This window comes from Bacillus sp. FSL W8-0640, assembly GCF_038007725.1.
Classification (GTDB): Bacteria; Bacillota; Bacilli; order Bacillales; family Bacillaceae_G; genus Bacillus_A; species Bacillus_A cereus.
This window is the reverse complement of sequence record NZ_JBBOXT010000001.1, coordinates 3,329,880-3,344,796: the sequence shown is the minus strand read 5'-3', so window position 1 is coordinate 3,344,796 and position 14,917 is coordinate 3,329,880. Positions and strand designations below refer to the sequence as shown.

Sequence of the window (14,917 nt, the reverse complement as noted above, 5' to 3'; positions counted from 1 at the left end):
ATTTCATCTTTGACGTTATATCATGGAGTTATTATTGGAATGAAAGCTGGTAGGGATATTGCGCCAGAGTTATATATTCTCCAGTAACTTAATTTAGAAACCTGTGCTTGTTTACTATAGGAAAATTGTAATCCTTAAAAAAATACTTAGATAAAAAGAAAGATCTAGTAGTTAGCATTTAACCATTAGATCTTTCTTTGAATTAGTATCTTTTACATAATAATTATTGAAGAGGGAAAATTCTATTAAGAAATGCTATTAAATATTAGACTAATTTCTAATGGTCCCAGTATCTTTTATTTTGACGTGTGTCTTTACATTTATTTTAGCCTCTGCTAACGCTTGCGACCAATCTCCTTTTACTTTTTTCCACTCTTTATATTGAAATGCTTTAGCATATAGGGATAATCCGATTGGATCAATTTTATTCTGCTGTATTTCATACAACATATTTTGTAAATTATTATTAATTTCTTTTTGAATAGCACTTTTTAAATTATTTATATTTTTTTTATTATCATAGTACCCCTTAATTAAATTAGGATTGGTTTTTTCTATTAAAGCTACATTAGCATATATATCGAGATTAAATACAAACTTTCCGTTTTGAAAAGTAACATCTACCTTCCTTGTCGCGTTCTGTACGAAGATAGAAGTATTGGTTTTTTTGTTGGAATTTTTAGGAGGAAGTGCAAGGTGTAGTATCATTCGCCCGTTACTTTTTGGCTTATTTATAAGATTGAAAAATTTAACATCTTTTTTAGGGATATAAGTTAAATATTTCCCTTTTCGATTTAAAAATGCAATTCCTACTGTGTCGATTTCATTCTTTGTTTTTTTGATAATTGGAACAGTTTGCGTCATTCCATCTTCATTTTGTTCTCTCATTAATTGCTGAATTGTAGAAGAGACGGATTGGTTATTTTGAATTGAGGATTCGATTACACCATTTATATAAGATGATAGTGATGGTTTACTAGGCTTATAAATTTTTAAAATTTCTTCTGCAGGCCCATCTACAAGTACTACTTTAGCATTAATGGTAGCGTAAGGATCACGGTAAGAAGAATCAAGCTCCTGCAACCAATTTGCTTCTTGCGCTAATTTTTTCCCAATTAAAATGATTTCAGCTTTGGAAGCTGTCAGATATCCCGTTAACTTCGTATCTATCTTACTGAATCCATTATATACAGTTGATGCTTGTGTCCAATGCTCTATAGTACTTTTTTGCTGCTTATGATGAAAGAGTGGTATGCTTGTTCCAACTTTTATGTCTCCATTAGAGGTTCTATCCAAGGCAATTAAAAGGATTAATGAAACCTTCTCAAGAGGAATTCTCTGACTACAACCAATTATATACACACAACAAATTACAATCCATATCCATTTTCGAATCAAAGTTGTTTCCTCCTAGTAATCCAAGTAAAAAGAATACTGTAAGCGAAAAATAAGATTGGTAATAGAATAAAGAAAATGACGTTTAAGATATCCATAAGAGAATATATAAACAAATATTGATCCACATCGGGATTTAGGAAAATAAATAGCCCAACTATAAATAACATAAAACCAAGCAGCGCCCAATTTCGGGCGTTTTTTTGAAGTGATATGGTCATAGATTCAAAACTGAAAAATAAATACGGATATAAAGTAGTGGAGAATACAATTAAATAGTAAGCGATATAAATAATTTCTAATCGTTCCATGAAAGAAAAACGAACCCCTTGTAACAAATGAAATACGGGCCAAATTACGTCTTTTATCCCCTCTGGACTAAAGTATATATAAGAAAGAATAGTAACATATAGATAGAAAAACATGGTTCCAGTATTCGCTATTAGTAGTCCTTTTATGGCCTTTTGTTTTTTTTGTAAGAACGGATATATATAATATGCAATTTCTAAGCCAGCATAAGGAGTAATAGTTTCTTTTGTTGCCTTTAAAATAGGGTATAATCCCTCTTTAAAAATAGGTAGTAGGTGTAAAGGATTGTAGTTACTCTTTAGTGAAAAAAGAAGAAATAGTGGCATCCAAGTAGTGAAGAAGAAAACAAGCATAGAATAACTAGTAAGAGCCCTTAACCCACTCAAGGCTAAAATAATAAAAGGTAATAGTAATAATATGGTGATTTGATAAGCAGGAGTGGAAGGGAATATCCACACTTTTACAATATCAGTTGCCTTTAATAAAGTATTAAATCCAGCAAAAAATAGATAAAAGGCATATGTAAGAAAAAGAATTGTCCCTATCCATTTACCAAAGTATGTTTTTAAGATTTGTGAGAAATTTTTGTTAGGATTTTTTTGTAACATTAATATAATAAATACACCGATTATAGAAGTAACCATCCATCCAAGAATGATTGAAATCCAGCCATCTGTGCCAGCAGTAGTTGCAAGTGGGCTTGGCATAATTAACATACCAGATGCAAGTTGCAGCGAATGGATGAAAATAATAAATTCGAATAAAGTTATATTTTTGAATTTAAGATTCCCCATGTTAACCACCTTCTTTTTTCTTTCTTTGTTTCGGCTGCCCTGTACTCGAACGGCTGGTAAGCATAGAAATAGGAAATCTTATAAAAGAATCTTTTAACTCTTGGAGACGAAATGGCGCGATTGGCAATCCATATGGTGAACCATATGAAGTTAGTGAAACAAAATGAGCAAATAAGAGCATTAATCCACTAACAATACCTACAATGCCGTAAAAGTAAGCCAATAACATCATTGGAAAACGAATAAGGCGTATAGAACTTGATAAATCATAATTAGAAACAATAAATGAAGCAATAGCTGTAATAGATACGATAATAACCATAACGTTACTCACAAGACCAGCTTGAACAGCCGCTTGTCCAATTACAATTCCTCCAACTATTCCAATGGTTTGTCCAATTGGTTGTGGTAAGCGAATACCAGCTTCACGTAGCATTTCTAGTGTGATTTCCATTATAAAAGCTTCCAATAAGGGAGAGAAAGGGACTTTGACTCTTGACGTTGCAATAGAAGTGTATAAATCTATAGGAATGATTTCAAAGTGAAAAGAGACTATAGCTATATAAAATGCTGGTAAAAAAATAGCTATAATAAATCCTGCAAATCGTAATAAGCGAAAAAATGATGCAACGAGCCAATGAATATTATAATCATCTGGAGTTTGAAAGAATCCAATTAAATTCATTGGAACAATCATTGCGCCAGGGGATCTATCCATTAACACCGCTACTTTTCCATCAAGTATATGATTTGAAATAGCATCTGGGCGTTCGCTTAAATAAGCCTGTGGAAAAGGAGACCAATTTTGATCCTTTGTAAAATTAGATAGTTCACCAATGCTCAATATTGCATCTGTTTTAATTTTACAGATTCTGGTTTCTATTTCTTGGACTACATCTGCGTTTGCTACATCACCTAAGTAAATTAAGTATACGAAAGAAGTGGCCCGTTCTCCAATCGTCAACTTTTTGATTTTTAACTCTGCAGAAGGAAGATATCGACGAATTAAGCCTATATTTTTTGTGGCATTTTCAATGAAACCATCATGTGATCCTTTAATAGTAACTTCTGAAATTGGCTCTTGAATTGCTCTCTCTGCCCAGCCTTTTGTATTTATTAGAAGTGACCGATTTTCTCCTTCCATAAATAGTACACATTGCCCCTCAAGTAATCCTTCTTTAATTTCATTCCATGTATATACTATTTTGGTATGAGTAGCAATAATATTAGAATTAAATATTTGACTGTCTTCATTCACTTTTTGTAATAATGGTGTAACAACATTGCTTTTTAATGCGACACTATCTGTAAGTCCTTCAAAATAATATAGTAAAATATTTGTGTTTGTTTTTAATTGCAAAGGATGTTCAATTAAATCTGCACTAATATCAAAGATATTATCTAGTTTATTTTTAAGTTGTTTTAAGTTATTTGTTTGGATCTTTTCAATGTTTTTATCTGTTTTAGTTTCTAAAATCTCTTCATTTAAAGACAAAATTGACACCTCTTTAATATATAACGATTAGTTGTATTTATTATTTTTATAAGATGGAATTTTATTCACAAATTCAATTAAATTGGGAACGGAAATTAATAATTGAGAGCAAAAAAGTAGAGGTGATTTGTGGGGGAATCTAAGTATCAAGATAGAATTGAAATTTGAATGATCATAACAAAAAAGAACCCTTGATAGGCTCTTTTTCATAGTTGATAAATATATTGTCAACAATAGATGGCGTTTAAGGTAGTAATTTAGATATCTTTAAGTTCATCAGCTGAATTTTGTAGGAAGAATTTTTTTTCATATCTTAATGCTCAATTAAAAAGACAGTACATTTATTGGGGTGTTCTAGTGTAATTAAAGTTTGCGCGCTAACAAATTTTGTTTAGGGACAAAATGTTTTTTCTGAATTAACAGAAAAAAATATGCGCAAAATTCCTATTAATTATTTTGGTAGGTATCAAATATTTCTTTGGCCTTATTTTCTTGATATTACCGTACGTTTATATGTTTCTAAGGGAAAGTGAAACGTTTACAACTAGAAAATAAAGAAAAAATATTAAAATGCGACTTTTTTCGACAATTATTCTATGTCTATATTTAATTTTATTATAGGAAAAGGCGGAGGGAAGCGGACCTTTTCTTATAAACTGTTTTGTTGGAATTAGAAATAACTAAAAAAGTAATAATAGCTTAAAATTAAAATGAAATTCAATGATAAAGTTATTATTGAATTTTTGAAGCTCAGATATCTTGAAAGTATGGTCAAATTTTAATCCACTTTGCGTTTCTTCCTTTTGTAACTAGCTTAATATGGCCAAACAGTTGCAAGGAATTTAAAGCCTTACTGATTGTACTCTCTGCAATGTCTGGATAAGTGTTACGAATACTTTCCTTAGTAAAGGGTTGTTTTTGTTTAAGTATAAAATCCTGAATTCTCTCAACTTTAGTATGTTTACATATAGAATCTAGAACTGTGTTATGAAGATCTTTGTAAGCCTCTAATATAATGGTTAAAAACGTTTTTAACCAAAAGCTATTATTATGTTCCTCGCAGTACCAATTCACCGAAGATTTATAAAGCGAATTGTAATAATCAGATTCATGTTTCTTAATATATTTATCCAAACATACATATTTTACAAATGTATGTCCACTCTTAATTAACAGCAATTGCATTAACATAAATGCCAGCCTGTTATTACCTTGATTGAAAGGGACTATGCAATAAAAATTTAATATAAAACGAGCTATTAATAAAAGTGAATGTAGCCTCTTACTAGTATTTAATGAGTTGTATTGATCACATAATTGCTCCATAAACTGTGGAATAAGTTCATGCGGAAGAATGCGGTAACTATTCAAGTGCATTCCATGTTTTGGAATTCCTGGAATGATAAAAGGTTTTTCACGCCATTTGGCACTGTCAGAGGTAATGTAATGTATTAGTTGAAAATGTAATTCCTGTATAGTTGCTGGATTGATTAATAAAGTACAGGAGTTTTTATGTACAAAAGAAAGTGTTTGATAATAGCAAAAAATAGCATCTTCCGAAATATTTTGAGGTACGATATCGTCTAAAATAAGTTCTTTTAATCTTTTATTAGGAACTTTTATATCCTCATAAATAGTTGTGAAATTTTTTATGTAATGTAGTGGTATAGTTTTTTCTAAGCTATTAAATATGTCTGGGTTTTGTTCCTGATAAGCAGCTAATTTTCCTTTGAATTCGCTAATTTCACTTATTAAATTTATTAACCTCCTTTTTAATTCAATATTTTTATACTTATCATCAAAAAAGTCTCTCATTTTTGTTCCCCCTGTAACCCCTTAACACGTTGTTGCATATATCTTTCCATTCTAAAGGTATTCCACGAAATCATTGTAAAATAACGACATTTTCGTTCTGATTTTAAATATATATCAGAATCTATATTTTTATTTAACAATTAAAACATGGAAATTATAAAGAAGAATCGTTAGGATTCAATTTTAATAGGCATAATCCTAACATCAAATGTACAAATGTACAATAAAAAAATAAAAAATATAAAACTAGCGACTCTTTTGAAAGATTATTTAAAAGGGTTTTAAGAAATTGTAAGTATAGAGTGCTTTAGTTTATCGATAAATATTGAAGTGGTAATAAAGTTTTCATAGGTAATCATAAAGTAGATAAACCATTAATTTGTGACAACTATGTGTCTAATCTATTATATACTTTTATGAGAATTCTAAAATAAAATCCTAAAGAGCCGAATTTTCTATATTTATCATAAAGATTAGAAGAGGCGTGTTGATGAAATGTATCATTTTATATAAAAATATGTAACGTTTAATACTCGTATTGTAAAATATTTTGACATCCGTTAATTTAAATATTAGATACAGGAACATTTAATAAAAACCCAGTACTAAAATACCCTTTAAACGTTTCACCCTAAGAAACTTTTCTCAAGCACACTGAAGTTCATCCTTTATTTCTGTGCCTTATTAGATAAAAATAACACAATAAATTATTAAAATTTGATAGTTAAAATTGGATTTTTAAATATTTTCTCTTTTCTTAAACGTTAATAATTTCTTGATAATCTGTTTAAAGTAAGGAAATACAGAATAGAAAATAGCTATTAATAAAGAAAATACAGTTAAGCTAGATACCTTAAGTTATTTTATAAGTAATTAAGCGTTAGTTTGAATTAGTAGGGGTATTATATGTGTTTTAACTTCAAGTGTATATGTTTAAGGTTAAAGGATTTGTGAGTGGTATAAAAGTAGCGGAAGTCTGGAAGAAACGGATATAATCGGTTTCTTCCAGACTTTTTTGCTTTTTGTAATATAAAAAATTTATTTTTCCTACATGAGGATTTTTTTGTTTTAATATTTGAATTTTTTGTGAAATTAAATGGAGTTTTTATTCTTCTTTTAATACATAATGTTACAAAATTACTTAATTGTATTTACTTTATTTCTATAGGAGATTAAAAATAATAATAAATGTACCAATTTATGAGAGATATTAATATATTAATTGACGATTTGTTCGTTTATCCCTATATTGCTATTATATTAGCGAAAGCAATATATTGGGGGGACAAAAATGAAATTGAAATTAACATCTAAATTGGAAAGATTAAGAACAAGTAAAAAGGGGATTGGTGCTTGTGTTTTGGCTGCAGGCATGACGGCAATCACAATGACTCCTCAAAGTGCGTATGCACATGGGTTTGTTGAAAAGCCGAGTAGTCGTGCTGCTTTATGTAGTCAGAATTATGGGGCATTAAATTTAAATTGTGGAAATGTAATGTACGAACCTCAAAGTCTAGAAGCACCTAAAGGATTTCCAGATAATGGACCGATTGATGGGGAAATTGCTTCGGCAGGAGGATTGTTTGGAGGTATTCTGGACCAACAAACATCAAATCGTTGGTTCAAAAACACAATTAAAGGTGGAGTAAATACATTTACATGGAAATATACAGCGCCACATTCTACAAGTAAATGGCATTATTACATTACCAAAAAAGGATGGGATCCTAACAAACCATTAACACGTGCTGAATTAGAACCAATCGGAACTGTGAAACATGACGGTTCGGCCGCATCAAATAATTTAACACATACAATTAATGTACCAACTGATCGTAATGGTTATCATGTTATTTTAGCTGTATGGGATGTAGCAGATACGTCAAACGCTTTTTATAATGTAGTTGATGTAAATTTAGTAAATAATGAAACTCCTGATACAGTAGCTCCAAGTCAACCAACTGAATTAAATGCCTCTAAAGTTTCTGCCAATAGTGTTGAAATAACATGGAAGGCCTCCACTGATAATATAGGTGTAAAAGAATATCAAGTGTTACGTAATGGAGAAGTAATTGATACGGTATCAGGTACAACTTTTATTGATAAAAAATTAAAAGCAGATACGGAATATACTTATACAATAAAGGCATTAGACTCTGCTGGAAACATATCAAAAGAAAGTGAAAAACTGAAGGTTAAGACAACACATACAATCCCAGATATAGAGGCTCCAACTCAACCAAAAGGATTACATAGTATGTGTACAACAGCGACAACTGTTGATTTAATGTGGAGTCCGTCAGAAGATAATGTAGGTGTTGACCATTATATTGTATATAGAGAAAGCGCTGGGGTTATGAATAAAATTGGGACGGCGGCTAATACATCTTTTATGGATAAAGATTTGAAGGCTAATACATCGTATAAATATGTAGTGACGGCGGTTGATTTAGCTGGAAATGAATCTAGTAGAAGTGATGTTTTGAATGTAACAACAAAGTTAGAGGATTCCGCATATGAAAAATGGGATGCAAGAAAAGCATATACTAAAGGTGATAGAGTAGTACATGAGGGGAAAGTGTACGAAGCGGTTCAAAATCATCAAGGAAATGGCGACTCAAATTGGATTTTTGCTTTATCGCTTTGGAAGCCAGTTTTGAATAAATGATAAGCTGAAAAAGGTAGTTAACAATTTTGGATTGCTCTTTAAAAAGTAAGGGTCGTTCCAAGCATGAATTATCTAATGGTTTAAATGGTATATTAATAAATTTAATCATCATCCTAATGTTAACGAATTAAAATCAAAAAAGAATCCGAATGGTATTCCATCAAAAAGGAATTCCATTTGGATTCTTTATTTTCTAATTTGTAATAGCATATATTTTCACTGTGAATTTGCTAGTGGCACCAATTGGACTTGCAATATAATATTTAGTATTTGTGTAAGCTTCAGTCCTAGATTCATGTGAAATATTTTTCCAACGAGTAGAATCTATTCCTAGGGAAACATCAATCATTACATTGAAAGAAATAGTAGAAGGATAATCTTTTTCTGAAGGCTCAATAACCCATTTTAATTCTTTGGTACCTACAGGTAAACTATCAATTTTAAAGTTTTGGCTGGATCGATTTTGTTGCCCTGATAAAGGACTAGATTCAGATGATATTTGTGAAATTAATATCTCTTTTTCATTTGAATGTATACCATTTAATTTAATGATACTATCAATTAAACCTGGACCGGGAAAATCAGCTGCGATGATACCAGAATGTTTAATTGCGCCTTGTTGTAAGAGTTCGGTCCCAAGTGTATTCATCCCCCCATAGTATACTTGTCCGTTTCTATCGCGAGGGAAATCACTCCACGCATTAGTGGAATTCGTTTGAATCAATTTAGGACTACTGTCAGTATTTCTGCTCTCTTTTCCGCTTGCAACAAACCAAGGATATACATTATTTAAAAATGCGGCTGCGCCTCCCGTACCACTAAAATGGTTGAGATAAATTTTTTCATTATTAAAATTAGTATTTGTATTTTGTAGATGGTTTTTTATCGCAATCCATTTTGTATATATTTCGTCTGGTCCGCTTCCAATTTCAAATTTATCTTGTATATTCAAACCTTCGTAATCAATCCCGTACAATTGAGCGGATGTAAAGTTTTGTAAGATTACAATTTTCCCGCGGGTATCTCCTAAAGTAGGGTTATTTCTATCTGAAGTTGGTACGGAATTAGGATCCCAAAAATATGAAGCATTAACGTTTTTATATTTTAAAAATATCTCCTCAAATGATAGAGATCCACTTTCAGGAGTAGTTTCTTCTTTTAAGCGCATTAATATTGTTTCTGTTGGATGATCTTTTAAAAATTGAATGGTCTCTTTTAACACATCTTCAAACACAGCTTTTTGATTTACAACGCCATGATACATTGCAAAAGAATCTTTTACACGTTTAACACGCATATCTACATATCGAATTCCGGAATTTAATTGTTGGGATAAACTCATAGTTTGATTTCTTGTCAAATTTTCATCAAGAAAACTCGCTCCATGTAAAGCCATCGTACCGTGAGTCCCTGGAATAGATATTTCACTTATTTTTGTTGAATCTTCTATTTTGGACATCCACGATGGATTTTGATACCCTATATTGGATTCATAGGAGTAACCTGGATGACTATCAGCTAAAATAGTAGATGGTCTACTTAAACTTGCTAGTGTAATACAAGTAAGGATGCTAATTTTAAAGAAATTTCTCATTTTTATTTTGTTCATTTTTTCTCTCCTGACCTTTAAACAATTGTTAGATGATTTTTTACTATATTTATTGTTTTTCATTCTTAAGATAATAAATTTTTGTATTTAAAAATAATTAACAATAGGGGGGAGCAAGTTATTTGAGACTTTAATAATTTTTTATTATAAATTGTCCCTAATAGTCAAACGGATTCTTGAAAACTCGAAGTATAGCCTCCAAAAAACAACTGTTTATCGTATTGAATACAAACAAAACAGAAGTCCTAAAAAAGACTTCTATTTTGTGACATATAATGAATGATAAGGTGGTAAACAAATCAAGATAATGTGATTGAGTGGTAAAAATTTATTAATAGCTGTTTTAGAATCTCTTATAACAAGGCTGATTACAAAAAGCGGATCTCTACACTGCTAATAAAAATTGAAAAATTCTACTCATTAAAACTTAGACTAACTACAGTTGCAATTGATTGGGCTGCATGTTCCCAGCTTCCATCTATAACTTTACCAATCTGCTGACCAAGTGCATTTAAATCATTTGGATTAACTGGAATTCCATTATACGCAGCAAGAATTGATAAAAGTGGAGCAGCAAATGGTGTCCAACCACCTCTATCAATATTAAATACAGGTTTATCTAGTACCTTTCCATCTTGTACTGTAAACTCATAATAAAATTGATCATCTGGACGAAAACTTAAATGGTGAGAGATTTGCCCCTTAACATATTTTTTTCCTGCACCTAGATTTACTACTTCTATTTCTTTTACATTAAATTCATGTTCAAATACTTTGATTTTTTTGACTTCTGGACCATTTAAGGCAGCTTGAACGGCTGTTTCCAAATTGTTTTGTGCAAAAGGTTGAATACTCAATTGTGCCTCTTTTGGTTGAATAGGAGCCTCCTTTTCTGCAGCAAACACCGAGGTAGTAGGTAGTGCACCTGTAGCTAACGTAGCTGCAAGTGCTGTTGTCATAATGATTTTTCGTTTCATCTTCATAGTTTTCCTTCCTCTCTTAAAGTTATGATATATAATTTTTTAAGATTGACACGGTACAATTTTTTTCATAATGCACGCAAAAAACTAGTTTAAGAACTATGTGAAAAAACGTGTCGGAAAATTAAAATTAATTATATATGTATTTTAAATGATATCTATCTACACGTATTTTTTTAATTTTTCGATAAATTAAACGATAATTACTGCATAAGAGTCAATTTAGCACTTTATTTATCTATAAATTTCCTATAAACCATTTAGTTCATAGTGACAGTAATATATTTGATATTAAATGTCTTGCATAATGCGATAAAATTTCACAATTTTTTATCAATATATACAGAAGAAAAGGTAACGAAATTTAAGTGATATTTAATACGTTTCATATTTGTGAAGTATGTGAATTTGTTTATTGTAACATCTAAGATGTCAGATGTTGTTTTTAAAACATTACTTATCCGGATTCATGAAAAGTATTTTAATATATTATCTTATATAACAATATATAGTTTTGATATTAAAACTAAAATATGGAAGTAACATAGTGGATTTACGCATATAGTAATGTTGATGGTAAAATTAACAAAATTTTCATTTAAATCAGATAAAACTATGGTGTTTTTAACTTATAATAATGTTACTACGATGAAAAAATGGCTACTAATTAGTTAATTTAAAAATCAATTTTAGATAGGAAGAGGATAATGAAGACCAGAGATAGTTATAAAATTATTGTAATTGGTGCTGGGACAGCAGGACTATCTTCTACTGCACATTTATTACGAAATGTACCCCTATTTAAAGAAAGTATAGCAATTATTGATCCATCAAAAAAACATTACTTTCAGCCACTATGGAGTTTAGTGGGGGGAGGAATTGTTTCAAAGGAAAGTACGATGCGTAATCAGGAATCGCTTATTCCAAAAGGGGCAACGTGGATCCCTAAAAGTGTTGTTAAGTTATTTCCATCTGAAAATAAGATACTTTTAGATGACGGACTGCTACTTGAGTATGAAATTCTTATTGTAGCAGCTGGTATACAAATAAATTGGGACAGTATTAAAGGCTTAAAAGAGTCTATTGGCACTAATGGGGTATGTAGCAATTATTCTTATACATCTGTTGATTCTACTTGGAGAGAAATCGAAAAATTTAAAGGAGGAAATGCGCTTTTTACCCACCCTAATACTCCTATTAAATGCGGTGGTGCTCCACAAAAAATTATGTACTTAGCAGAGGAGTATTTTTGTAATAGTGGTGTAAGAAACAGAAGTGAAGTAATGTTTTATTCTGCAAACAATAACATATTTCAGGTTCCACGATATGCAAATACTTTAGAACAAGTACTAGAAAGAAAGCAAATTATAACGAATTATAATAAAAATTTAGTGGAAATTATCGCCGAAAAGAGAGAGGCAATTTTTGAAGATACGCAAACACTAAAAAGAGAAACCGTACCATATAGTATGATACATGTTGTTCCACCAATGGGGCCACCTAATTTTATTAAAGAGAGTGAGATAAGTGATCATCAGGGATGGGTAGATATAAGCCCTTATACTTTGCAGCATGTGCAATATAAAAATATTTTTGGACTTGGAGATTGTACCAATTTACCTACCTCTAAAACTGGAGCAGCAATTCGAAAACAAATACCCGTCTTAAAACAAAATATTATGGATGTACTTAGCGGAAGAGATTTACAGGCTAAATATGATGGATATACATCATGTCCGATTGTTACAGGATATAAAAGTCTTATACTCGCTGAATTTAACTATGAACATGAGCCACAAGAAACGTTTCCATTTAATCAAGCGAAAGAAAGGTATAGTATGTTTTTACTTAAAAGATATATGTTGCCATATATGTATTGGAATTTAATGTTGAAAGGGATTCTATAGGAGAAGATAAAAAATGGTTACAAAAATTGAAAATCAATTTGAAATAACTAATTGGAGGGAATAGCTATGCTTTTAAAATATTTTTATGATGAAAAATTAGCACATGCTTCCTATTTAGTCGGTTGTCAGAAAGAAGGCGTAGCAATCGTTATTGATCCCAGTCGCTATATAGAACAATATATAGAGTTTGCTAAGAAAGAGGGGATGGAAGTAATTGCTGCGGCTGAGACTCATATTCATGCTGATTTTCTTTCTGGGTCTAGAGAACTTTCTACTCTTTACCATGCAAATTTATATGTATCTGATGAAGGAGATTGTGATTGGAAATATCAATATCTTAACGAAGGTCGATACAAATTGGTTAGAGAGGGCACGGAGTTTAAAGTAGGTCATATAAAATTTAATGTAATACACACCCCAGGGCATACGCCTGAAAGTATTTCTTTTTTAGTAACTGATACAAGTCAAAATAATTATACGAATGATAAACCGATAGGAATATTCACAGGTGATTTTATATTTGTAGGAGATATAGGAAGACCGGATTTATTAGAAACTGCAGTCGGTATTAAGGATACTGCAAAAATAGGAGCGAAACAATTATTTAATTCTATACAAAAAATAAAAATACTTCCTGATTATTTACAAATATGGCCATCACATGGTGCGGGAAGCGCATGTGGAAAAGCATTAGGAGCAATTCCAACTTCTACATTAGGTTATGAAAAGATGTTCAATTGGGCATTTCGGTGTAATGAAGAAAGTGATTTTATATCGACTTTATTGACGGGACAGCCAGAGCCTCCAAAGTATTTTTCATTAATGAAGAATTTAAATAAGTATGGTCCGCCAATTCGTAAGAAGAGAAAAAGTACTGCTATTAATACAGTAGAAGAACTTCAAGAAATTTTGAAGAGCGTTTATCAAATAGTTGATATAAGGGATGTAGAGAGTTTTGCTGCAGGTCATATCGAGAAGTCAATTAACATACCTTATAACAATTCTTTCACAACTTGGTGTGGATGGTTATTAGATTATAAAAAAGAAACTTTAATAATTCTAGATGAGGAAAAAGTTAAAGTAGAGGCAGTTATTAGAGAATTTGAATCTATTGGGTTAGATAATATTATTGCTTTTGCACCCTTAAAAGTAATACAAAGACTTGATAGATTTGAAAGTTACAAAGAAAAAACATCGATTGAATTATATCCGCATATAAAAGGTGGAAGCGTTAAGGTTATCGATGTGCGTAGTAAAAAAGAGTGGGAGGAAGGACACCTTCATGATGCAATACATATCACTTTAGGTAATCTATTTGAACAACTAGATTATATACCGAAAGATTTTCCAATAGTTTTGCAATGTCGAACCGGATTACGTTCCGCTATAGCAGCTAGTATTTTACAAAGAGCTGGTATAAAGGAAGTAGTGAATTTAAAGGGAGGATTTCTTGCATGGAAAGAAGAAGGGCTTCCTTATACAACATGCAATCTCAATGTGTAGGAAAATATTATATACTAGGTAAGAATAATTAAAAGAAGTTATAGATGACGTGTTAGAAAAGGGAATCATAATTGTCGCAGATTCAGGAAATACATTAGGATTATTAATTGATTATCCAGTTAAATATGAAAATGTAATATTTGTTTTAGCATTAAATAATTTAACATTGGATCCATCTTTTATGGAATGGCAGTGTTGGAAGTACTTAGGTATTATCAATAAGAACCCAATTTAAAATTCTCTTGGATGCAAGAGAATTTTTTTATTGGGAATAGTAAGGGGGAGGGGAGGTGCATTACATATGGGAAAAGGTAGAAGTAATAATGCTGGTAAAAAGCAACCGAATTTTGATGATTCATCTAATTTTGCTAAACAAAGCCAACCGACAGAAAAGAAGAAGAAATAAGAACAGGAGCTCTCTTGATAAAGGGAGCTCCTGTTA

The 14,917-nt window shown here is 30.9% G+C and carries 9 protein-coding genes; 3 read left to right on the top strand and 6 right to left on the bottom strand.

The annotated features are described in order from the left end of the window. Positions 1 to 270: 270 nt before the first annotated feature. The 4 genes from N2V80_RS17265 to N2V80_RS17250 all read right to left on the bottom strand — a co-directional run bounded on the left by N2V80_RS17265 (position 271) and on the right by N2V80_RS17250 (position 5,808). Positions 271 to 1,398, bottom strand: coding sequence for a Ger(x)C family spore germination protein (locus N2V80_RS17265; protein ID WP_061654623.1), 1,128 nt, complete (start codon positions 1,396 to 1,398; stop codon positions 271 to 273). Beyond that, positions 1,395 to 2,498, bottom strand: a complete 1,104-nt coding sequence (locus N2V80_RS17260; protein ID WP_061654622.1) for a GerAB/ArcD/ProY family transporter — start codon at positions 2,496 to 2,498, stop codon at positions 1,395 to 1,397. The genes N2V80_RS17265 and N2V80_RS17260 overlap by 4 nt, the downstream gene beginning before the upstream one ends. A gap of 1 nt (position 2,499) precedes the next feature. Beyond that, complete coding sequence (locus N2V80_RS17255) at positions 2,500 to 3,993, bottom strand: spore germination protein (protein ID WP_061654621.1); 1,494 nt, start codon at positions 3,991 to 3,993, stop codon at positions 2,500 to 2,502. Between the two features lie 771 nt (positions 3,994 to 4,764). Continuing rightward, complete coding sequence (locus N2V80_RS17250; RefSeq protein WP_098559654.1) at positions 4,765 to 5,808, bottom strand: Fic family protein; 1,044 nt, start codon at positions 5,806 to 5,808, stop codon at positions 4,765 to 4,767. 1,291 nt (positions 5,809 to 7,099) lie between these two features. Between N2V80_RS17250 and N2V80_RS17245 the strand changes: the two genes are divergently transcribed. Beyond that, complete coding sequence (locus N2V80_RS17245; protein WP_061655031.1) at positions 7,100 to 8,476, top strand: lytic polysaccharide monooxygenase; 1,377 nt, start codon at positions 7,100 to 7,102, stop codon at positions 8,474 to 8,476. Between the two features lie 193 nt (positions 8,477 to 8,669). Here N2V80_RS17245 and N2V80_RS17240 read toward each other — a convergent pair whose 3' ends face one another. Both N2V80_RS17240 and N2V80_RS17235 read right to left on the bottom strand, forming a co-directional pair. Then, complete coding sequence (locus tag N2V80_RS17240; protein WP_061655029.1) at positions 8,670 to 10,085, bottom strand: phosphatidylinositol-specific phospholipase C; 1,416 nt, start codon at positions 10,083 to 10,085, stop codon at positions 8,670 to 8,672. Positions 10,086 to 10,498: 413 nt separating this feature from the next. After that, entirely contained in the window at positions 10,499 to 11,068 is a 570-nt protein-coding gene (locus N2V80_RS17235; RefSeq protein WP_000782792.1) for a hypothetical protein, read from the bottom strand. A 704-nt stretch (positions 11,069 to 11,772) separates the two neighbouring features. Here N2V80_RS17235 and N2V80_RS17230 point away from each other — a divergent pair. Together N2V80_RS17230 and N2V80_RS17225 are read left to right on the top strand one after the other, a co-directional pair. Then, positions 11,773 to 12,972, top strand: a complete 1,200-nt coding sequence (locus N2V80_RS17230; RefSeq protein WP_000857304.1) for an FAD/NAD(P)-binding oxidoreductase — start codon at positions 11,773 to 11,775, stop codon at positions 12,970 to 12,972. Between the two features lie 66 nt (positions 12,973 to 13,038). Further along, on the top strand, positions 13,039 to 14,475 hold the full coding sequence (locus N2V80_RS17225; protein ID WP_061655028.1) for an MBL fold metallo-hydrolase: 1,437 nt from the start codon (positions 13,039 to 13,041) through the stop codon (positions 14,473 to 14,475). Positions 14,476 to 14,917: the final 442 nt, after the last annotated feature.

Excerpts from the sequence above, each read along its gene's own strand:
- N2V80_RS17260 (WP_061654622.1), bottom strand. The coding sequence starts at position 2,498 with ATGGGGAATCTTAAATTCAAAAATATAACTTTATTCGAATTTATTATT.
- N2V80_RS17250 (WP_098559654.1), bottom strand. The coding sequence starts at position 5,808 with ATGAGAGACTTTTTTGATGATAAGTATAAAAATATTGAATTAAAAAGG.
- N2V80_RS17245 (WP_061655031.1), top strand. The coding sequence starts at position 7,100 with ATGAAATTGAAATTAACATCTAAATTGGAAAGATTAAGAACAAGTAAA.
- N2V80_RS17240 (WP_061655029.1), bottom strand. The coding sequence starts at position 10,085 with ATGAACAAAATAAAAATGAGAAATTTCTTTAAAATTAGCATCCTTACT.
- N2V80_RS17235 (WP_000782792.1), bottom strand. The coding sequence starts at position 11,068 with ATGAAGATGAAACGAAAAATCATTATGACAACAGCACTTGCAGCTACG.
- N2V80_RS17230 (WP_000857304.1), top strand. The coding sequence starts at position 11,773 with ATGAAGACCAGAGATAGTTATAAAATTATTGTAATTGGTGCTGGGACA.
- N2V80_RS17225 (WP_061655028.1), top strand. The coding sequence starts at position 13,039 with ATGCTTTTAAAATATTTTTATGATGAAAAATTAGCACATGCTTCCTAT.